The sequence below is a fragment of the Bradyrhizobium sp. MI1.10 genome (assembly GCF_055811035.1).
Genome location: NZ_JBVVPN010000022.1, coordinates 14,344 through 35,558, shown reverse-complemented (window position 1 = coordinate 35,558; position 21,215 = coordinate 14,344). Strand labels below are relative to the sequence as shown.

The 21,215-nt window shown below is 62.0% G+C and carries 16 protein-coding genes; 6 read left to right on the top strand and 10 right to left on the bottom strand.

Annotated elements, in window-relative coordinates:
• Nucleotides 1-11 precede the first annotated feature (11 nt).
• The 4 genes from AC0L3K_RS23025 to AC0L3K_RS23010 all read left to right on the top strand — a co-directional run bounded on the left by AC0L3K_RS23025 (nucleotide 12) and on the right by AC0L3K_RS23010 (nucleotide 4,763).
• Nucleotides 12-1,079: a four-carbon acid sugar kinase family protein gene (locus AC0L3K_RS23025; RefSeq protein WP_007601136.1), complete on the top strand. Its 1,068-nt coding sequence runs from the start codon at nucleotides 12-14 to the stop codon at nucleotides 1,077-1,079.
• Complete coding sequence (gene pdxA, locus AC0L3K_RS23020; protein WP_473366961.1) at nucleotides 1,076-2,080, top strand: 4-hydroxythreonine-4-phosphate dehydrogenase PdxA; 1,005 nt, start codon at nucleotides 1,076-1,078, stop codon at nucleotides 2,078-2,080. The genes AC0L3K_RS23025 and pdxA overlap by 4 nt, the downstream gene beginning before the upstream one ends.
• On the top strand, nucleotides 2,080-3,114 hold the full coding sequence (locus AC0L3K_RS23015; RefSeq protein ID WP_473366960.1) for a cupin domain-containing protein: 1,035 nt from the start codon (nucleotides 2,080-2,082) through the stop codon (nucleotides 3,112-3,114). The genes pdxA and AC0L3K_RS23015 overlap by 1 nt, the downstream gene beginning before the upstream one ends.
• A gap of 329 nt (nucleotides 3,115-3,443) precedes the next feature.
• A complete protein-coding gene (locus AC0L3K_RS23010) occupies nucleotides 3,444-4,763 on the top strand; it encodes an NAD(P)/FAD-dependent oxidoreductase (protein WP_219684600.1) in 1,320 nt (439 codons plus the stop codon).
• 179 nt (nucleotides 4,764-4,942) lie between these two features.
• On the opposite strand, the gene AC0L3K_RS23005 is transcribed toward AC0L3K_RS23010, so the two are convergent.
• The 6 genes from AC0L3K_RS23005 to AC0L3K_RS22980 all read right to left on the bottom strand — a co-directional run bounded on the left by AC0L3K_RS23005 (nucleotide 4,943) and on the right by AC0L3K_RS22980 (nucleotide 14,099).
• Nucleotides 4,943-5,629, bottom strand: a complete 687-nt coding sequence (locus AC0L3K_RS23005; RefSeq protein WP_473366959.1) for an FAD-binding oxidoreductase — start codon at nucleotides 5,627-5,629, stop codon at nucleotides 4,943-4,945.
• Nucleotides 5,629-6,522, bottom strand: coding sequence for an FAD-binding oxidoreductase (locus AC0L3K_RS23000; RefSeq protein ID WP_473366958.1), 894 nt, complete (start codon nucleotides 6,520-6,522; stop codon nucleotides 5,629-5,631). The genes AC0L3K_RS23005 and AC0L3K_RS23000 overlap by 1 nt, the downstream gene beginning before the upstream one ends.
• 1,085 nt (nucleotides 6,523-7,607) lie before the next feature.
• On the bottom strand, nucleotides 7,608-7,928 hold the full coding sequence (locus AC0L3K_RS22995; RefSeq protein ID WP_007601140.1) for a hypothetical protein: 321 nt from the start codon (nucleotides 7,926-7,928) through the stop codon (nucleotides 7,608-7,610).
• A 51-nt stretch (nucleotides 7,929-7,979) separates the two neighbouring features.
• On the bottom strand, nucleotides 7,980-12,806 hold the full coding sequence (locus AC0L3K_RS22990; RefSeq protein ID WP_473366957.1) for an NAD-glutamate dehydrogenase: 4,827 nt from the start codon (nucleotides 12,804-12,806) through the stop codon (nucleotides 7,980-7,982).
• Nucleotides 12,807-12,975: 169 nt separating this feature from the next.
• Nucleotides 12,976-13,395 carry a CBS domain-containing protein gene (locus tag AC0L3K_RS22985; RefSeq protein WP_007601143.1) on the bottom strand — a complete coding sequence of 140 codons (420 nt, stop codon included), beginning with the start codon at nucleotides 13,393-13,395 and terminating at the stop codon, nucleotides 12,976-12,978.
• A gap of 233 nt (nucleotides 13,396-13,628) precedes the next feature.
• Nucleotides 13,629-14,099 (bottom strand): aminoacyl-tRNA deacylase, encoded by a 471-nt coding sequence (locus AC0L3K_RS22980; RefSeq protein WP_007601145.1) that lies wholly within the window; start codon nucleotides 14,097-14,099, stop codon nucleotides 13,629-13,631.
• A 409-nt stretch (nucleotides 14,100-14,508) separates the two neighbouring features.
• Between AC0L3K_RS22980 and AC0L3K_RS22975 the strand changes: the two genes are divergently transcribed.
• A complete protein-coding gene (locus tag AC0L3K_RS22975; protein ID WP_473366956.1) occupies nucleotides 14,509-17,241 on the top strand; it encodes a UPF0182 family membrane protein in 2,733 nt (910 codons plus the stop codon).
• Here the strand turns inward: AC0L3K_RS22975 and AC0L3K_RS22970 are convergent.
• The 4 genes from AC0L3K_RS22970 to AC0L3K_RS22955 form a co-directional block, all read right to left on the bottom strand.
• On the bottom strand, nucleotides 17,238-17,492 hold the full coding sequence (locus AC0L3K_RS22970) for a hypothetical protein (protein WP_198288325.1): 255 nt from the start codon (nucleotides 17,490-17,492) through the stop codon (nucleotides 17,238-17,240). The two genes, AC0L3K_RS22975 and AC0L3K_RS22970, sit on opposite strands and share 4 nt — an antisense overlap.
• A 113-nt stretch (nucleotides 17,493-17,605) precedes the next feature.
• Complete coding sequence (locus tag AC0L3K_RS22965) at nucleotides 17,606-17,965, bottom strand: DJ-1/PfpI family protein (protein WP_219684596.1); 360 nt, start codon at nucleotides 17,963-17,965, stop codon at nucleotides 17,606-17,608.
• A 35-nt stretch (nucleotides 17,966-18,000) separates the two neighbouring features.
• Entirely contained in the window at nucleotides 18,001-18,864 is an 864-nt protein-coding gene (locus AC0L3K_RS22960; protein WP_473366955.1) for a complex I NDUFA9 subunit family protein, read from the bottom strand.
• 33 nt (nucleotides 18,865-18,897) lie between these two features.
• On the bottom strand, nucleotides 18,898-19,794 hold the full coding sequence (locus AC0L3K_RS22955) for a DUF2189 domain-containing protein (protein WP_007601152.1): 897 nt from the start codon (nucleotides 19,792-19,794) through the stop codon (nucleotides 18,898-18,900).
• A 530-nt stretch (nucleotides 19,795-20,324) separates the two neighbouring features.
• Here AC0L3K_RS22955 and coxB point away from each other — a divergent pair.
• On the top strand, nucleotides 20,325-21,158 hold the full coding sequence (gene coxB / locus AC0L3K_RS22950) for a cytochrome c oxidase subunit II (RefSeq protein ID WP_007601153.1): 834 nt from the start codon (nucleotides 20,325-20,327) through the stop codon (nucleotides 21,156-21,158).
• The last annotated feature ends 57 nt before the right edge of the window (nucleotides 21,159-21,215 follow it).

Below are 21,215 nucleotides of genomic sequence, written 5' to 3'. Positions count from 1 at the left end.
ATAATTGATCCATGCGAACCAATGGCGAATACACAATCGGTATTCTGGCCGATGACCTGACCAGCGCCGCCGATGGGGCCGGTCCGTTTGTCGAGCGGTGCCTGCGAGCCGTTGTCGGCCGACGTCGGAGGCCGCTAGAGGATGCAAAGATCATCGCCGTCGATAGCGGATCGCGATCGGTACCAGCTTCGCAAGCGGCACAGCGGGTGTCGGAACTTGCCGAGCAGCTCGCTTCACGGGATGTCCTCTACAAGACCGTGGACTCGACTCTTCGCGGGCATGTGACGGCCGAGATGGAAGCGGCCTTCGTGGCAAGCGGCCGCAAGATGCTGGTCTTTGCACCGGCGTTCCCCGGCGCTGGGCGTACAACCGTCAGCGGCATTCAGCTTGTGGGCGGCATTCCTGTCGCGGAGACCGAATACGGTCGCGACCCCGTCCATCCTGCGCGACATTCTCGGCTGGCTGAGCTCGTTCCGGCCTCCATTGGAAGCGTCGTCATCCTTGATGCTGCGACACAGGCCGATCTCGACAAACAAGTTGCCGCCCTGCCGGATCCGGAGTCGATCCTATGGGTGGGCTCTCCGGGCATGGCCCTTGCTCTGGCGAAGCGTCTTGCGCCGCTTGCGGTGGCGTCGAACGTGACCGTCACGGTTTGTGGCGACATTCTTGTTGCTATCGGCAGCGCCAATCCGCGCAGCCATCGTCAGGCCGACTGCATTGCAATGGAGCCTGGAATCGCTCTGCTGCGGGCTCCGATCGAACGGATGAATGATCCCGGATCCGTCCTGCACGACATTGCCCAAACTGCGGCTCGACGGTTGGCCGACGAGCGTTTCGACATGGTGATCGCCACAGGCGGGGACACCATGGAGGCGATCCTGGATGGCCTGGACATTTATGAGTTCGAGATCCTGCAAGAGCTCGAGCCGGGCTTTCCGCTTGGCCGCACGTCCCTCGGAGATGGACGAGAGCTACTGATCGCCATGAAGGCAGGCGGCTTTGGCGACGACGATACGCTGCGTCGTGCGATCACGCAGCTCCGCCTCGGCACCTCGGTATCAGAACTGGTTGTATCATGACCCAATCCGCTCCCCTCGCCATCACAATGGGCGATGCCTCCGGCATCGGCCCGGAGATCGTGGCGAAGACATTGGCCAAAGCCGGCGAAGGCACGGTCGTATTCGGCAGCTACGTCGTGATGGAGAATATCGTCCACCGTCTGGGCCTCGAGCTGACGGTCAGGCGTATCGCCGGACCTGAAGAGGCGCGCTCTGAGCCGCGGTCCATTGAGGTTGTCGAGGCGACGCAAATCATCGCGCCGCCTCCGCTCGGGGGCGTCAGCGCCATGTCCGGCCAAGCTTCCTTCGATGCCATCGTCGCCGCCGTCGCGGCAGCCAAGGCCGGCAAGGTCAGCGGCATCGTCACCGCACCGATCAACAAGGAAGCGATGGCAAACGCGGGCATTCGCTATCCCGGGCACACCGAAATCCTCGCCGACTATGGTGGTGCGAAGCGCGTTGCCATGATGCTGGCGAACGACGATATCCGCACGGTTCTCGTCACCATCCACACGTCGCTGCGCAAGGCCATCGACCAAGCGGATTTCGATGCCCAGATGTCAGCGATCCGGCTCGCAAATGAGGGCGGCAAGGCCCTCGGGATCGCGGCGCCGCGCATTGCGGTCGCAGGGCTCAACCCCCATGCCGGCGAAGGTGGTCTCTTCGGCGACGAAGAAATCCAGATCATACGGCCTGCGATCGAAGCAGCCCGCGCCGAGGGCGTCGACGCCAGTGGCCCCTGGCCCGGGGACACTGTCTACATGCAGGCCCGCAAGGGCCGCTTCGATGTGGTCGTGGCCCAATATCACGATCAGGGCCTGATCCCGGTGAAATATCTCGGCCTCGAAAAGGGTGTGAACATCACGCTCGGCCTGCCGTTCGTCCGTACAAGCCCTGATCACGGCACGGCATTCGACATTGCAGGCCGAGGCATCGCCGACACCGGCAGTCTCGAGACCGCCCTGACTTACGCGCGAAGGCTCGTCGCCGCGCAAATTAAGACCAAAGAAGGGGTAGTCTAATGGGCCTTCGCTTCATCTTCATGCTCACGCGCAACGATCGCACCGTCGAGGACGCCTCTGAACAACTCAAGACCGCCCTCAGCCTTGGCGTTCGCCACATCGGTTTCAAGGACATCGGCCTGCCGATCGATCGACTCAAAGTTCTCAACCAGGTCATCAAGGCAGACGGCGCCACCTCCTATCTCGAAGTCGTCTCACTCGACCGGCAAAGTGAGATCGTTTCGGCGAAAGCGGCGGTTGAAATCGGCGTCGACGTCTTGCTCGGCGGCACACGTCTTGACGACGTGCTGCCGATCCTTGCTGGCACCGGCATTCAATACTGCCCCTTCCCGGGTCGCATTACCGGTCACCCGAGCGTGCTCGAAGGGAGCATCGAGGAGATCGTTGAGAGCGCCAAGGCGCTCGCCCTGCGGGAGGGCGTGTATGGCCTCGACCTGCTCGCCTATCGCTCCAAGGAAGACGTCCCGGCCCTCATCAAAGCGGTGTGCGCGGCGGTGCCCAAGCCCGTCTATGTGGCCGGCTCGATTGATACGCCTGAGCGGATCGCCATCCTGAAGGACGCAGGAGCCGCCGGCTTCACTATCGGCACGGCCGCGTTGGACGGCAAGTATCCGGCCGACGACAAGGACGTCGCTCGCCAGCTTGGGGCCATCATTCGTGACGTGGCCTCCCTGAACCGACATCTCTCCCCACTCCACAAGAAGAACCTGGCCAACTCGTTCGGGCAGCTCAAGGAGACTTGGTCTTCGAAGATCGCGGGTCAGATTAACGACATGCAGATCAAGCTCGCCAAGTTCGCGGGCGAGTTCGCCTGGCGCTTTCACAGGAGCGGTGACGAACTCTTCCTCGTGCACAAGGGCCGCCTGCTGATGAAGTTCCGTGATCGGGACGAGATCATCGAGCAAGGCGAGTTCATCGTGGTCCCGCATGGGGTAGAGCATTGCCCTGTCGCGCTGGACGACATCTGCGAGGTCGTGCTGCTCGAACCCGGCACATCCATGGATGCCGGCACCGCTCACGACCTCGAAGGCTAGACCGTCTGCCTGCGATCGGAACAAACGCCCGACGCTCGTGGTTCAGGACATCACTCGTCCCGGTGTCGCCGACCCAATCGCGACGGTCTGGGTCCATTTTGCTGGGGCATCGAAAAGCGGTCCGGTCTCCGTGGACAAGCAGGTCGCGTCGCCATTGCGCCGAACTGGGACGATCGCGCTTGAGCAGCTCGTATCGCACAAGCGCTCAAAAACCCGAACATCTTGCGAAGTTCTAGGTGATTTCAGCACATTCTATCGCGCGCACGATGCGATGAAGGGCTGATCGGAACTTTGCTTCCGCATTCTTGGCAGCTGAGGTTCGTTGGAACATGTCGCCCCAAGTCGAGCGCATTCACAGCGATGAGCGTCTCCCGGTCGAGGCCGACGTCGTCATCGTCGGCGGCGGCATCCTCGGCTCTACGGCCGCCTATTACCTGGCGAAGCGTGGCCTCTCTGTGGCGCTGCTCGAGAAGGGCCACGTCGCCTGTGAACAATCGAGCCGAAACTGGGGTTGGTGCCGCCAGCAGAACCGCGACCGGCGCGAACTGCCGCTCTCGGTGCTCTCCATGCGGCTGTGGGACGAGCTCACGCGCGATATCAATCGGGACCTAGGATTTCGGCGCTGCGGTCTCGTCTATGCGACCCACGACGAGGCTGTGCTCGCGGGCTGGGAAAAGTGGCGCGAGCTCGCCAGGGAGTACGACGTCGACACCCGGGTGCTGAGCCGGGCGGAGGTGGCCGAGCGCGTCCCCGAAGCGCGCGGCAAATGGGTCGGTGGGACCTATTCGGAGCGGGACGGCAAGGCCGAACCTGCGCTGGCCGCGCCGGCTATCGCCGAGGGGGCCAGAACTCTGGGCGCCACGATCCACCAGGGATGCGCCGCGCGGGCGCTCGACTTGGCCAATGGCAAGATTGCAGGCGTGCACACGGAGAAGGGCTATATCAGAACCAGCGCGGTGCTGTGCGCCGCCGGCGCCTGGTCCTCGCGCTTCCTTCGGCCGCTCGGAATCAGTTTCCCCCAAGCGAGCATCCGGCAGACCGCGCTGCGTTCTACCCCGACAATCAACATCGGCGAGGCGGTCTCGACACCCTACTGCACGATCACGCGCCGACTGGACGGCAGCTATACGCTTGCGATCAGCGGCAAGGCGAACCTCGAAATCACGCCCCAGGCGATCAGGTACAGCCGGGAATTCATGCCGCAGTTCTTGCGTCGCCTGAAGAACGTCAGGATTGGTGTCGGCCAATCGTTCGTTTCGGGGCCGGATTCAATGGCGGCGTTGCTGACCAACGATCGGATCTTCGAGCAGAATCGCGTGCTGGATCCTCCGCCCTTGAAATGGCTGGTGAACCAAGTGGTGAAGAGTGTCCGGAAAACCTTCCCCCAACTCGGCGAAATCAAGATCGATAGCGCCTGGGGCGGCTTCGTCGATTGCACGCCTGATGCAGTGCCTGTCGTGTCGAAGGTGGACGGGGTGGAAGGCCTCGTCCTCGCGGCGGGCTGCTCGGGTCACGGCTTCGGTTTGGGCCCGGGGCTCGGCTATCTGGCCGCACAGCTTCTCGTCAACGACACGCCTTGCGTCGATCCCGCACCGTTCCGGCTGTCGCGTCTGACCGACGGCTCGAAGCTGAACATCTCCGCCATCTGAAGATCGAGCCGGAAGTCAGGCTGACGCGTACCGAGCGAAGCCAAGGTTCCGGCAGACGAGTGAGCGGGACTCCATGTTTCCGTGCCGTCAAGTCCGCCGGCTTATGGACGCAAAACGGTAGGAGTTGGTCGAGTTCGTCAGGTTCTACGAAGAAACCTCAAGCTGCTCACGCGACGGCATCAGGAATTCCTCCCCAACCTGAGCCACTCCTTCGGAGTGGCTCTTTCTTTAAGGACAAGGCGATTTGGGCAATCGAGGTACCCCAGCCGACGATGCACCGTTCGACCCGCGACGAAAGATCGCCAGCGCGCCGCCGATGATTCAAGAGGCAGACGTCTCGCCCAGCGGACGAACGTTGCGCCGGCGTTCATGATATCAGCCGGATCAAAGGCGGTCTTGATCCGGCGCATCGCCGCGATACGCCCAACATCGCCGTATCGCTCCAGAAGGTGCTTTTTGAAACGACCGACGCCGTGCTCCGCGCTGAACGTGCCGCCGAGCGCCGCGGCCGTGTCGTAGAGTTGCAGCGACAGGCTGCCTTCGATCCGCTCGGTGAACTCCAGTCGGTCGACATCGGGAGGAACGAGCACGTTATAGTGCAGATTACCGTCGCCGACATGGCCATAGACGGACAGCTCAAGGTCGGCGTCATACGATCGCACCTGCGAACCGGCCAAATCCAGAAAGTGTTGAATAGACGAAAGCGGCACCGAGATGTCGTGCTTGACCGATCCGTTCCGGCATTTCTCGCCCTCGGGGATGGTCTCGCGGAGCCGCCACATCGCGGTCCGCTGCGATCCGCTCTGCGCCAGCAATGCGTCCTCGATCCATCCGGACTCTATCGCCTCGGCCAGAACGGCTTCCATCAGTTCGTCGAGATCGAGATGACGTGAGGAAGAGGCGAACTCGACGAGGACGGCGCCTGCTGGGCCCGCTCCAAGCGAGGGGGGTCGGTCATTGCTGCGGTTGCGAGCGCGATGGATCGGGCCGCCATGAATTCGAAAGTGGTCAGCAGATCCGCGGACTCGCGACGGACCAGGGCGAGAAGCTCAGCGAGCGGCGCGCCGCTCGCGAGCTTCAGCCAGGCAGTAGCGCGGCGGGTCGGCAAGGGCGCGAGACGCAACACTGCGCCGGTGACGATGCCGAGAGTCCCCTCGCTTCCGACGAAGCACTGTTTGACGTCATAGCCGGTATTGTTCTTCCGCAGCTTGCGCATGTCGGACACCACCGTCCCGTCCGGCAGCACCGCCTCGATTCCGAGCAGCAGATCGCGCGTCATCCCGTACCTGACGACCGACAGCCCGCCCGCGTTCGTGCCGATGTTGCCGCCGATCCTGCAACTGCCTTCCGCGCCGAGGCTGAGCGGCAACAGAAGTCCGGCAGCCGCCGCGGCGTCCTGTATGTTCTTCAGGATGACGCCGGCATCGACAGAGATGCTCATGGAGACGGGATCGATTTCGCGGATCCGGTCCATCCGCTCGAGGCTCACGACAATCTGGCGCCCGGAGGCATCCGGCGTCGCGCCGCCGCAATAGCTGGTGTTGCCGCCTTGTGGAACAATTCCGATACCGTGGTGCGCCGCCAGCCGTACAATGTCGGCGACCTGCTTTGTCGTCGCCGGCTTCAGCACGGCAAACGTCGAGCCCGTGAAGAGCTGGCGCTGATCCGTTGTGTAGGCCGCGATCCGCCCTGGATCGTCAACGACGCCCCTGTCGTCCAGAAGATCGCGAAAGGCGTGAACGTGTACCGACTGAGACATGCTCCAGCTTCCAATGGGCGTTATCGGATCATTTTCGCGCGTTTGTGCGGCATTGTTTGCCGTTCGGTCGCGGTTCCGAAGACACCAATGCCGAAATGCCACGATGTTCGGCAGTTTGCGCCGGTGCAGCCTCGTATTGAACGCCTTCATCGCGAGTCCCTTCGGATTTCGGAGGAGGCAATCGATGACTCGGCAGACAATCTATCGGAGGCCAGTATTTCGAAAAAGCGCGCCAGTTCGACCGCGTCGCCACCTACTCAACCTGTCGTTCGACGAGAGCGACCGGCTGCGGCTCCGTCGGAATCGTGAATTTCACGTGGACGCATGGACGTGCGTGGACCGCGCGAGAACGGCGGCTTCTGGCGGGCTATCAAGGTGCGAGGCCGGGAGTTAAGCTGCCCTCCGGTAAGAGAACAGCGCCTCCACAGTAGTGGGCCCAGCCATGTAGCGGTCTCCTGACTCGAACCCCCGACGCCTCGTCCTGTCGCGTGCTGCGCGTATTTGGTACCGGGACATTCCGACAAATGGAAATCCAATTGTGGATTTAATGCACGTTCAACGAGTCTTTTGTCGGAATGGCCATTGATCTTACAGATAAATCATACGCCTCTTAATCAGCGGGTCCCAGGTTCGAGCCCTGGTGCGCCGACCACTCTCAAGCGATTGGCCCGCAAGCACGCTTTCCTCCTAAAACCGAAACCGCGTGGCACCGATTTGGCACCGCCAAACGGGAGGCCGTGACGCGCCAAAATATTTCTTGCGTCATGCGTTGGGTTCTTACTCCGTGCTTGTGGTGGATAGTAATACCATGCGGTGGATCAAGGTATTTCGTCCTAAGAGAACAGAATGAGATCGCTGCGACAGCAGATTGAATCTAACAGCGGCCCGATTCGAGCATAAGGTTCCCGAGCGTGCATCGGCGCATGCGGGGCGCGGGGCTATGCCAGGCCCTGTGAGTGGGTTAAGCCACGACTGACAGGATGCTGCGTAGCACGCTTGGCCGGTTGCTCTAGCTAGGGAGCGCCATTGCCGTTTCGCTGACGACGTCGCCAATCGATCATCGCCATTGCTGCGCTTCCCGTGGCTTAGCGGATACTCGCCACAATTTCGAGCCGGTTCTTCTCGAGCCAGGCCACGGCGTCGGGTCCATCGACGACGCATTCGAAAGTTTCCCAGGTTGGGTGCTCCTGGGATTCCGGTTGCAGTCGCTTTGCTGCATACTCAACGAGGTCGTGCAAGCGTTCGTATCCTCGTCGGCGCTCAAGGGACTCTGCAATCGCCGTGCTGACCCATCCTCGTTGGGCCAAATCGATAATGCTCGGAGCGTCAGCCTCGTTGAACCAAGTTGTGGCATCGAACTCGATGCAGCGGAGATTATCGGCGGTATGGCAAGTCGCGTGGATCATGGGAGTCCTCCGTTTCGCCGGCCAAATTTCACATCCCTGCCTCGCACGCCCTCAGGCTTTGACCAGATCCCCCAGCAAGTTCGCGGCCACAGTCAGCTTGGCGAGCGTCAGTCCGGTGGCGGCAATTTCCTCGACCGAGCGGCGGATGCGCGTCGCTTCGGGGTGAGCCGCGAGCCAGGTCTCGACGGCCTGCTGGCCGGACTGGCCGGTTGCCAGCATATGCGCTGCCAGTCTTCTTTCGGCGCAAGCGATCTGCTCAACGGCGCGATCGATGGCCATACGTTCGAAATAATCGTTTGCCAGCACGCTGCGCGCGGCGGCAATGATCCGGTCGAGCCGGAAATTCGCCTCGGCGGCAAAGAATGTCGCGGCGGCATCGCTGATGTTGCGGCTGGTGCGCTCCGCCACGGTCACGATATCCGGTGCCGAGACCAGGAAGTCGAGATCGGCGAGTTCGCAGGCGAGGCCGGCCGGGACGCCGGCATCAGTCAGGTCCTGCCGACGCTTGGCACGTGCGGGCTGCAAGTCCGTCGGCAGGGTGGTGTCGAGCCCGGCGACGATCTGGCGGATAGCTTGGCCGAAGCGCGCGACAACGGCCTCCAGCCCGTCCTTGAAATCGACATTGCGCACGTACCAGACCATGCGGGAGAGCAGGAGGTCCTGGATCGCCGCGTAGAGGCTGAGCTGCAACTGCCCGTCGATACGTGTGTCGAGCGCGTCGATCTCGTCATTGAGCCGCCTGAGCTCGTAGATCGCGTCCACCGCCACCTGCGCCATGACGATGGTCCAGATATCGGCGTCGGTCTCGTCGGTCAGGCGCACGACGCAGGCCGGGCCCCCGCGGTTGATCACGGCATTGACGAGACTGGTTGCGATGATCTCGCGTCGGAGACGATGGAGCTCGACCGCGCTCGGGAACTTGTCGGGAACCTCGCGCGGGAAGTAAAGGGTCAGTCTGCGGGCGAGATAAGGATCGTCCGGCACGCTGGTGAGGAGCAGGTCCTCGTAGAGCGTCAGCTTGGCGTAGGCGAGCAATACGGCAAGCTCCGGCCGTGTCAGGGCTTGGCCGCGCCGCGTGCGCTCGGTGAGCGCTGCGTCGTCCGGCAAGAACTCGACGGAGCGGCTCAGCAAACCGCGCTGCTCGAGCGACTGCATCAGGCGGGTGAGGAAGCCGGTCTCGGCCACGCCTTTGCGCTCGGCGAGCGAGAGCGCCAGCGTCTGCAGGTAGTTGTTGCGCAGCACCAGCGTGCCGACCTCGTCGGTCATCGTAGCTAGCAGGCTGTTGCGGTCGGCGGGGCTGAGGCGTCCCTCGCGTTCGGGGCGCGCCAGCGCGATCTTGATATTGACCTCGAGGTCGGACGTGTTCACACCGGCCGAGTTGTCGATGGCGTCGGTGTTGAGCTTGACGCCCTTCTGCGCCGCTTCGATGCGGCCGCGCTGGGTGACGCCGAGATTGGCGCCTTCGCCGATCACCCGGGCGCGAACATCGGCGCCCGCGATGCGGATCGGATCGTTGGCGCGGTCACCGGCCTGATCGTCGCTCTCTCCCGATGCGCGTATATAGGTGCCGATGCCGCCAAACCATAGAAGGTCGGCGCGCGCTTTCAGGATCGCGGTCATCACCTCGAACGGCGTAGCCTGCGGCTTGTCGAGATCGAGCAGGCTCCGCACTTCCGGTGCGAGCGGGACCGCCTTGAGCGTGCGCGAGAACACGCCGCCGCCTTGCGAGATCAGCGACTTGTTGTAGTCCTGCCAGCTTGATCGCGTCAGGTCGAACAGGCGCTTGCGTTCGGCGAAGCTGATCGTCGGATCGGGGGAGGGATCGATGAAGATGTCGCGGTGATCGAAAGCCGCCACGAGCTTTGTCGCCGGCGAGAGCAGCATGCCATTGCCGAAGACATCGCCGGACATGTCGCCGACGCCGACCACGGTGAAAGGCATGGTCTGAATATCGGTGCCGAGCTCGCGGAAGTGGCGCTTGACCGCTTCCCAAGCGCCGCGCGCTGTGATCCCCATCTTCTTGTGGTCGTAGCCCTGGCTGCCGCCGGAGGCGAAGGCATCGCCGAGCCAATGGTTCTTTTCGGCCGAAATCGCATTGGCGATGTCGGAGAAGGTCGCGGTGCCTTTGTCGGCGGCGACGACCAGATAGGGGTCGTCGCCGTCATGCCGCACGGTCGAACCGGGCGGCACGATGATGTCGCCGTCGAGATTGTCGGTGAGTTCGAGCAGCGAGCGAACGAAGATGCGATAGGCTTCGGTGCCCTCCGCGAGCCAGGCGTCGCGATTGGAAGGCGGCGGCAGGCGCTTGGGCACGAAGCCGCCCTTGGCGCCGACCGGCACGATCACGGCGTTCTTGACCTGCTGGGCCTTGACCAGGCCGAGGATCTCGGTGCGGAAATCCTGCGGCCGATCGGACCAGCGCAAGCCACCGCGCGCAACCTTGCCGAAGCGCAGGTGAATGCCTTCGACACGAGGCGAATAGACGAAGATCTCGTAGAGAGGTCGCGGCGCCGGCAAATCGTCGATCCGCCGCGCGTCGAACTTGAAGGAGATTACCGGACGCGGATGCCCATCCTCGCCGATCTGCCACAGATTGGTGCGGATGGTCGACTGCACCAGATTGGTGAAACGGCGCAGGATGCGGTCTTCGTCGAGCGAGGCGACGGATTTGAGCTGCTCCTCGATCTCGGCAAGGAGAGTTGTCTCGCGCGCCGAACGCTCGCGATCGGTAAGGTCAAGGCGCGGATCGCAGCGGGACTGGAACAGCGCGACGAGGTTGGCTGTGATCCCGGCGTTCTTGCGCAAGGTCTCCCACATATAGTCCTGGGTGAAGGGGGCGCGGATCTGGTGCAAATAGCGCGACAGTGCCCGGATGGTCGAGACTTCCCGCCAGCCGAGGGGCGTGCGCAGTATCAGGGCGTTGTATCCGTCGGATTCGGCGCGATCAGCGACCACCGCCATGATCGAGGCTTCCAGGCGATGGCTGAAGTCCGGGCTGATCTCGATCGGCTCGCCGTCGCTGGTCTCGATCGTCATGTCGTGCAGCCAGACCGGCTCGGGCCTGTTACCGGGCACGATCTGATAAGTGCGTTCGTTGACCACGCGCAGGCCGTGGTTTTCGATCACCGGTACGCGATAGGATAGCGATAGCGGTGCGGCGTCGGAGAACACCTTCAGCCCGAAGCGCCTGGGATCGTCCTCGCCCTTGTCCCGGTGCACCGAAATCGTCACCGGGCGGGCTGGGGTCAGCCTTTCGATGGTCGCGATATCGGCGATGGCCTGCTCCGCTGTGAAAACCTCGGTATAACCGCCGCTAAAGGATTGGGCATAGCGGTTGGCGAGCATGCGCGCCCGCATGCCGTCGGTCGACGCGGTGAGCGCGGCTTTCAGCTTGTCGGCCCAGGTCGCGGCAATGGCGCTGATCCCGGCTTCGAGCGTGGCGCGCTCGACGACGGGCGTCTTGCCTTCATAGCGCCCGATGATGAAGTGGACGCGCGCAAGCGCGCCTTCAGGGAACGATACGTAGGAAGCCGACAGGGTCCCCTTGTAGACCTGCGACAGGAAGGCTCCGACGCGCGTGCGGACGTCGGTGTCGTATTTGTCGCGCGGAATGAAGGTGAGGATGGAGACGAAGCGATCGAACTTGTCTACGCGCGCTAGCGCCCGGACGCGTGGGCGCTCGTAGAGAATCAGGACCTCGATGACGAAATTGTAGAGCGAGTCGACGTCGATCTGGAACAGCTCGTCACGCGGATAATCTTCGAGGATATGCATGAGCGCCTTGCCCGAATGGCCGTTCGGGTCGAAGCCGGCGCGCTGCAGCACCCGCGAAACCTTGTGGCGCACATAAGGGATCTGCCGCACCGAGCGGGTATAGGCCCCTGATGTAAACAGGCCGACGACGCGCAATTCGCCCTCGAGCCGGCCGTCGGGTGCATAGAGCTTGATGCCGACATAATCCATCCGGATACGGCGATGGACGAGGCTTGAGACATTGGCCTTGATGACGATCAGCAGCGTCGGCTCGTGCATGAACTCGCGAATTTCCGATGTCATCACCACCATTTCGTTGCCGCGTCGCAGGACCTTCGTATCCGGATCGCGGAGGATGCCGAGGCCTTCGCCGGTCGTGATGTCGTCCGACGCATCGCTGTCGGGCGAGAAGCGATATTCGCGCACGCCGAGGAAAGTGAAATTGTCCGCGCAGAGCCATTGCAGGAACTGGTTGGCTTCGGCGACCTCGTCGATCGGCAGCGGCGGCGGATTGGAAGAGAACGTCTTGATCGCTTCCTCGACGCGGTCACGCATGGCGCGCCAGTCGGTGACGCAGGCGCGGACGTTGTTCAACGCCCTGGCGAGTCCGTCGATCAGCTTCTGGCGATCGGCGTCGGCGTCCAGGCGGGTGATATGGAGGTGAATCAGGCTTTCGCGTGCGCCCTTTGCTCCCTCTGGCAGTGCTTCGCCGTAGAAGCGCAGCAGCTTGCCCTCAGCATCGCGCTCCACTGCGATGATCGGGTGGGCGACGAGTGTGACTTCGATACCCTGCTCGGCGAGCTCTGCCATCGTGGAGTCGTACAGGAAAGGCATGTTGTCGTTGAGAATCTCGAGCACGGAAATCTCGCGCCCGTTCGGCAACGTTGGATTGACCACGCGGATATCGGCGCAGCCCGACGTGCGCCGCTGTACATGCTCCCAGGCGTGCTCCGCCAGGAGGGCGAGCGAGGCGGCATCGTAATTGTCGAGATCCTCGATATTGCTGTAGCCGAACAGAGGCTCGGCAAAGGCCCGGGAGCTCTTTCCCGGCGGCACGCTGCCTGCTGCGTCGCGGATCAGGGTTGCGCGGGCCTTGTCGTCACGCCACGCCATCGCGTCCTCCATTTGCCGCGTCGTGTCCGCATTATTATCATTTTGCGGTCACACCGACGCAAAGTAGAGCACGTCGGGCCGCCGCTTTCGCGCCGCGCGATGGGTCCTTGTTAAACGCATGGCTCGGGCTCAGCTCAACGTCGGACCGAGCGGTGATCGCGAGAGGAGCCCTGGCCCTACTTCAGTGATGCGCCGCAACACTCCTGACGGTGTCGGTCAGCACATCACCGGACGCGGAATGGCTGGCGTCACCCAGACTGATGATGCCGACCATCCGCTTGCTCTTGTTGATCACCGGCAGCCTGCGGACCTGCAGCTTCTCCATATGATGCATCGCCTTCGCGAGGTCATCGTCCTCCCGGCAGCAATGGATGCCTTCGGTCATCACATCGCGCGCTGTCGCGCGGCCGGCATCGAAGTTGTGGCTTGCGAGCCCTTTGCAGACGATGTCGCGGTCGGTCACCATCCCGACCAGCTTGTCGTCCTCGCCAACCGGAATGCAGCCGATGTCGTGCGCCCGCATTAATTTGGCAAGTTCGGTGATAGGGGTGTCAGGGCTGACCCAGTCGACACCCTTGTGCATCACGTCTTTGACCTTCATGGCGAGTCTCCGTTCCTGGGTTTCAGGTGCGTTGATGCAATGCAGCAGCGCCCCCATTTTCTGAACTGTACAACCGATCGGGTGCGGTGTCGCAGGAGAAAGCATCACTCCTTGGCGATCCGGCAGACAAACGCCGACGCTGTCGCCGTCACCCTTCCCAACGATTTAACAGCGACGTCGCGAGCCGCGTTCCCGCCCAGGATTGCAAAGGCATTGGGCGGTGCGCAAATTCCTCAGTCGTGCGCGCTAAAACGCCCGTGCGGTGCGTTGCTCGTCAGGCGCGCAAACTGCGCGTGACCCATATGAAGCAGCGTCTCATGATCGCCGGCTTCCATATAGATGTCCGGCTGTGCCTCGATGCTGTCGTCGACGATGATATCCAACCCGTAGCATTTGCCGACGGCAGGAACGGCACCGTGTGCACAGTCACTGAACAGCCGATTGATCTCGCTTGCATCGGCCATGTGGACATTGTCGCCGAGACTTGTCCTCAGGTCCGACAGGCGAAGGTGATGCGATGCGGGCAAGATGGCCAGCATGTATTCGCCGTTGCGCCGCAACACGATGCCTTTGGCGAGGCGGTCGCCCGAGATATGGCAGGTCTCAGCCGTTCGCGTGGACGTCATGCTGAGTTCGTGCGGGATCAGCTCGTATTGGATGTTTTCAGCGGCCAGGTATTTCTGGAGCGTGGGAGCAATGGCCATGACATCACCTCCGATGCAGGATGCAAACCATCCACCCCCGGCAGACTCTCGCCATAGGATGGGCGGCTGCCTATAGACCCAACACGGGTCTTCCATCCGCAATTATATACGGGTTCGCAATTTTATACAGGGTGGCGAACCAAGTTGCGCTATTTCACGATATGATGCGGTGCGGCGCGGCTTCGAGAGCGCCATGTTGCCTGACGACCGACTGGCAGCGCCGGCTGCTTCAGCCGACCTCGCCCCTTTGCGCTGCCGCGATGGCGGCGATGCAGGTTCTGGCAGCCCTGTCGTCGCCTCGAGGCGCTAATCCCGAATCGGGCGGGCGGGCGTCTCTCATTTCCGCTATAATGAAACCATGACGATCGGGATTACCGGACCCGGAGGCAAGATACCGAGGCAAAGTGCCATGGTCGGGTTGATTGTTGCGGCCGTCGTCATTGGGATTTGCCTCGTCCTGCTTGCGCTCGCGAGCGACCTCCTGGTCGGCTGGCTGTGGTTTGCCTCGATCGGTTATCTCCAGGTCTTTTGGACCACAATCGGCGCCGAAGCCGTCGTCTTTCTTGCAGTCTGGATCGGAACCACCGTCATCCTCTGGCTGAACGGATGGCTCGCGCTACGCTCTGCCCGACAGCGGCCGACGCAGTTCGTCGCCGCTCCGTCGTGGAGCGCCGCGGGCAACGCGCCGCCGGATCTGCTTGTGCTTGCGCGCGATCGATTGTCGTGGCCCTGGTTGATCACAGGCGTTGCGGCTTTGCTCGCTCTTCTTGTTGCGGCAGCCCAGGCCGGCAACTGGGGCGTCTTCCTGCGATTTGTCTATCAGGTGCCCTACGGCGCAGACGATCCGCTCTACAACAAGGACATCGGCTTCTACCTCTTCTCACTGCCCGCCTATATCCTCATCAAGAACTGGATGATCCTCGCGCTCGTTCTGAGCGGGCTTTTCGCCGCGGCGATCTACTGGGTGCACGGCGACATCGAATACGACGTTCACCGTCGATCAATATCGCCGACAGCGATCGCTCATGGTTCCGCTCTGCTTGGTTTTCTCTTCGCGGTAAAAGCCTGGTCCTGTGTTCTCGACCGCTATCTGCTGCTCTACGGCGACAATAGCGTCGTCGTCGGCGCAAGTTACACCGACGTGCATGTGGGGCTGCCGGCGTTGTGGCTAATGATCGGACTTTCGATCATCGCGGCGCTTACCGCCTGGGCGAACATCCGGGTTCGCACCTACCGGCTTCCGGCCGTGGCGATTGTGCTCGTCAGCGCCGGTACGTTCGTGCTGTCCGGCGTCGTCCCTGGGCTGTTCCGGCAGTTCTTCGTCAAACCAAGCGAGTTGGAGCTGGAGAAGCCCTACATTGAACACAACATCGCGCTCACCCGGCAGGCATACAATCTCGATCAGATCGCAGCCAGGCCGTTTACCGCCGAGCAGAAGCTTACCCCCGAGGCGCTCGAAGCCAACAAGGCGACAATTGAAAATATCAGGCTGTGGGACTGGCTGCCGCTGTCGGATACCTACGCGCAACTGCAGGAAATCCGCACCTACTACAAATTCCATGACCTCGACGTCGATCGTTACTGGCTCGATGGCTCCTACCAGAGCGTGATGCTCTCGGCCCGCGAACTGCGGTCCTCCCTGCTGCCGCCGAACGCCCAGACTTGGGTCAATCGCCACGTGCTGTTCACCCACGGCAATGGCGCGGTGATGAGTCCGGTCACACGCAAGAGCGCCGAAGGACTGCCGATCTTCTATCTGCGGAATATTCCTCCTGTCGCAGACGTCGGCCCCAGGATCGACGAGCCGCGCATCTACTTCGGCGAGCAGACCGACGACTACGTCGTCGTCAAGAGCAGCATCCCGGAGTTCGATTATCCGAAGGGGAAAGAGAACGCCTATGCGGCCTATGGCGGCACCGGTGGCATCTCGATCGGGGCAATGGCCACGCGAATGCTGTTTGCTTACTATTTCAACGATCCGAACCTGCTTCTCTCAGGCTACATTACGATCGACAGCCGGATCATGATCCGGCGCAATATCAAGGAGCGGGTGAGCACGATCGCGCCCTTCCTCAGGCTCGATCATGATCCTTATCTGGTCGTCAGCAGTGGGCGCATGTTCTGGATGCAGGACGCCTACACGACGAACGCCTATTTCCCGTATGCAGAGCCCGCACAGGGGCTCGATCTCAACTACATTCGCAATTCGGTGAAGGTTGTCATTGATGCTTATAATGGGACTGTCGACTTCTACCTTATTGATTCAGGCGACCCGATTGCAGCGACCTACCAGCGCATCTTTCCGTACTTGTTCAAGCCGTTCACGACGATGCCGCCGGACTTACGTAAGCACGTTCGCTATCCGGAAGACCTGTTCATGATTCAGGCCCGACTGTACCAAGCCTACCACATGGAGGCGGCCGACGTTTTTTACAACCGCGAGGATCTCTGGCAATTCCCGCGCCAGCCGGGCGGCGACGGCATCTCGACGATGACACCCTATTACATCATCATGCGCTTGCCCGGCGAACCGCAGGCCGAATTTTTCCTCATGCTTCCCATGGTACCGAGCCGCCGCGACAACATGATCGCGTGGCTCGCCGCGCGCTGCGACGCGCCCGACTATGGCAAATTGATTGTCTACGAATTCCCCAAGGAGAAGCTCGTCTACGGACCGTTCCAGATCGAGGCGCGGATCAATCAGAATACGGAGATCTCGCAACAGCTCACGCTGTGGAATCAGATGGGCTCGCGGGTGATCCGCGGTGCCAATTTGCTTGCGATTCCGATCGAGAACTCGATCCTTTACGTATCGCCGCTCTATCTGCGGGCACAGCAAGGACACCTGCCTGAGCTGAAACGCGTGATCGCAGCCTACGGTGAACATGTGGTGATGAAGGAGACGCTCGACGAGGCCTTGTCAGCGCTGTTCATCGAGCCTGGCGCGATGCGGCCGGTGTCTAGCTCGAAGGAGGAAATGCTTGTCACACGCCCGTCGGCAAGTCAGGCCCGGGAGGCGCTCGATCGCTACAATCAGGCCGTTGAACGATTGAAGTCCGGCGACTGGAAAGGCTTTGGCACGCGGTTCGACGCGATGCGCGAGCTTCTGGAGGACATGAGCCGGCACTCCACGGGCCATTAGCGCCGCGGCTCCTTTGGCGCCGGAAATGACGAACGCGACGCCGCGCTTGGGCTCTGCTCGAAATCATGGCGTGATTTCAATCGCATAAGAGTTCGCAGTTTTGTTCTGGGTGGCGCGCCATTTTCCCAAACACGTGCCCGTCTCATGTTTTCCGCATCACCGAAGTCGACCGCCTCCGCGACGCGTTCGACCGGTTCTGCAGTTGTCTCTATGTGGCCTCGCGCCAGATCGGCGCGGAGGCGTTCAACCATGCGCGCGGGTGTGGCGCCGGTCCGCGCCCGGAATGCGCGGCCGGCCGAACTGGCGGCGGCTCATGCCGGCCGCTTCCGCCAGATGCTCGAGTGTCAGTGCTTCGAATATGTGATCACAGGCATAGCCGAGGGCAGCGCAATACGGTCGTTCTCGGGTGCCAGATCGACCGAGGCTGCGAATTGTGATGTCCGCCATAGCGACGATGGTAGACGACGAGGTGCTGTGCAACGCACTTGGCGATGGCGAAACCATGGTCCTCCTCGATCAAGGCCAGCGCGAGATCGATTCCGGCCGTAGTGCCTGCCGAAGTTGATATGTTGGCGTCCCGACAGTAGATGCGATCCGCCTCGACCCGGATGGATGGATAGTCTCGCTGAAGGCGAGCCGCAAATCGCCAGTGCGTCGTCGCTCGACGTCCATCCAACAGCCCAGCTGCCGCGAGCGTGAATGCGCCCGTGCAGACGCGCGCCACGCGCCGTTAAAGCTGGATTAGCCGGGACGCTTCTCTCATCTTCGATTCGATAGCATCCCCTGAAGGATTTCCTCGATCGAATGTGGCGAGATGCCAAGCTCGGCAAATCCAGACATCTCCGGTGATGACACCGAGTCGATCCGCATCAGCTCCACTTGGTTACGCGTAAGGGGCAGGCCAGGGAGTATCTCGGAGGCCCAGGCCAGCGCGTGCCAAACGGCAAACGGGATTGGAATCAGGCGTGGCGAGAGGCCAGCCTGTTGCGCGATCGCTCTGAGCAGTTGCTCGTAGGAATAGCGGGTCGGGCCGCCGAACTCAAAGACCGTCGGGTGGGGCTCGGCTCGCTCGATGATTCGGACAACCGCCTCCGCAACATCTTCGACATGGGCCGGTTGCAATCTGGTGCGGCCGCGGCCGAACATTGGATAGATCGGAAGCCGACGAAGGAGCTTGAGGACGGTGCCGAGAAACGCGTCATCCGGTCCGAACATCACAGCTGGGCGGACGATAAACGCACCGGCGAATTCCGCGCGGACCGCCCGTTCACCTTCACCGCGCTTTCTGATGTAGAGGGATGGCGAGGCGGCGTCGGCCCCGATCCCCGAAACGTGAACAAGCCGCTCGACTCCCGCCCGGCGGGCCTGGGCTGCTACAAGTTGGGCCGCCTCGACGTGAACAGAGTGAAATGTCTCCCCTCCGCGCTCGCGATAAAGGCTGACCGCGTTCACGGCGCCGTAGGCGCCGACCAACGCATTCGCGACGGATCGCTCGTCATGAACGTTGGCCGCTACGGATTGAAGTTGCACGTCCGGATGCCGTGACGCGATCCGGACGGGAAATTTATGACTGCACAGATGGCGAGCGATGCGGCTGCCGAGAAAGCCGGTCCCGCCGAACACAGTGATGGTGCGACCGTTCGTTGCTGCCTCCGGCTAGCGTTCGCGGCTCCACGGGAAGAGTGAGGCCGGGAAATCCGCCGCATAGCGGTGACCAATCGGCGGGCGCGGCTGTTCTTCCGGCGGGTTCGGGTCAGGCTCGATGACCTTCCGATAAAGATGCCAGGTGGCATGACCGAGCACCGGCAGAACGACGGCGAGACCGACGAAGAACGGTAGCGAACCGATCGCCAGCAGTGCCGCAACAACCAGACCCCATACCGCCATCTCAATTGGATTTTCCCTCACGGCCCGCAGCGACGTCCGGATTGCGTCGATCGCAGTCGCATGCCGGTCGAGCATCAGCGGAAACGACACGACACTGACGCACAGGGCCACGACGGCGAACAGGAAGCCGACGCCACAGCCGACGATGATAAGCGACCATCCTTCCGGCGTCGTCAAAACACGCGTTGCGAAGTCAGGGATGCTTGCAGCCGGGGCGTGGCCAAAGGTTGCAACGTAGATCGCGTTAGCGGCGCCGATCCACACCCCGAACAGAACCAGCAGGAGGATGCCGAGTTCGAGCATGGCGCCGAAAGACGGTGCGCGCAGCACCTGCATGGCATCCCAAGCCGCTGCTTCCTCTCCGCGCTCGCGGCGGCGGCTGAGCTCGTACAGGCCGAGCGCGGCAAAGGGACCGATCAGCGTAAAGCCCGCAGCCAGCGGAAACAGCAGCGGCAGCACCGAATAGCCGATGACAAGTCTAAATAGGACAATTCCGAGGACGGGATAAATCACGCAGAGGACGATGGCGTGAGATGGGATGGCGTTGAAGTCTTCCCAGCCCAGTCGCAACGCGTTGCCCAAATCGGAAAGGCTGATCTTGCGTACGACAAACGGGGTGGAGACGCCAAACACTTGCAGTCTGGGTCTTGCGAATACGGTGGTCATGGCGCCGGTCTCCTTGCTTCTGATCGCAGGGGAAATGGCGCGCCTTCAAGTCGCGCACATTCGCCTCATGCGCGAAAATCGCGATTGAGCCCGGCAAACCAGATTCAACGAGAAGGAGCTTTGCCGGACGACACCCGTCGCGACCGGTACACCCAGCTTAGCGCGATGGGTGGAAGAAACAAGACAGCGCTTGCGGCTGGGTGAATTGTGCATCTGCACAGTTCGTTTTGTTGCGTTGCGTCACCAAGCGATCGCTGCCGGCCTCCACCGCCGGCTTGAAATGATGCCGGAGACCTCGCGGTGCGACACACTCCACTATTGACGCCCGGCTCGACGCGTACCATGTTGAATCCAACGCCCCCAGCTCCGTTGAGACTTGTGCGGTCGTAACGTGCACTCGGCGTCGCGACCGGTTGAATGGGCGAGGCAAGAGGCATGACGGCGGCGGATGTGATTCCGCCATCGCAGCAGACGTGAGCTCCGCCCTCTGGTTCGTATCCGCAGCCTTTAGCGGCAAGGATGCATGAGGGATGGCTGTAGCAATCATTCTGCTGTTGGTCGCAATCGCCTCGGTGCTGTTTCACATTTTCAGCCCGTGGTGGTGGACGCCGCTCGCCTCAAACTGGCGCTACATCGACGACACGATCACCCTGACATTCTGGATAACCGGGGCGGTTTTCTTCGCGGTCGTCGCGTTCATGGCCTATTGCGTCTTCCGCTTTCGACACACGGAGGGAAGGCGCGCAGCCTACAATCCCGAAAACAAGAAGCTCGAATGGTGGCTCAGCGTCGGTACTGCAATCGGCGTCGCAGCCATGCTGGCACCCGGCCTGGTCGTCTGGCACCAGTTCGTCACAGTGCCGGCCAATGCGACCGAGGTCGAGGTCATGGGACAGCAATGGCAATGGAGCTATCGGCTTCCCGGAAAGGACGGCCGGCTCGGGACTTCCGATGCCCGCTATGTCAGTGCCGAAAATCCCATGGGGTTGAATCCCGACGATCCCGCCGGCCAAGACGATGTCGTCATTCAAAATGACGACTTGCACCTGCCGCTCGGGAAACCGGTGAAGGTGTTGCTCCGCTCGATTGACGTCCTGCATGATTTCTATGTGCCCGAGTTTCGGGCGAAGATGGATATGATACCGGGCTCGGTCACATATTACTGGTTCACGCCCACGCGCACCGGAACATTCGAGGTTCTCTGCGCGGAACTCTGCGGTGCCGCGCACGCGCAGATGCGGAGCAAGGTCGTCGTAGAGGAAGAGAAAGACTATCACGCGTGGCTGGACAAGCAGCGGACGTTCGCCGAGCTTTCCGGGCAGCGGGATGTCGCGAAAGCGGCTTACACGAGAGAGAGCGAATGAAAACATCGGCGAGGAGCGCCGCATAGCAGAGGGCGAACTCTTCGTTGAAGAGAGAGA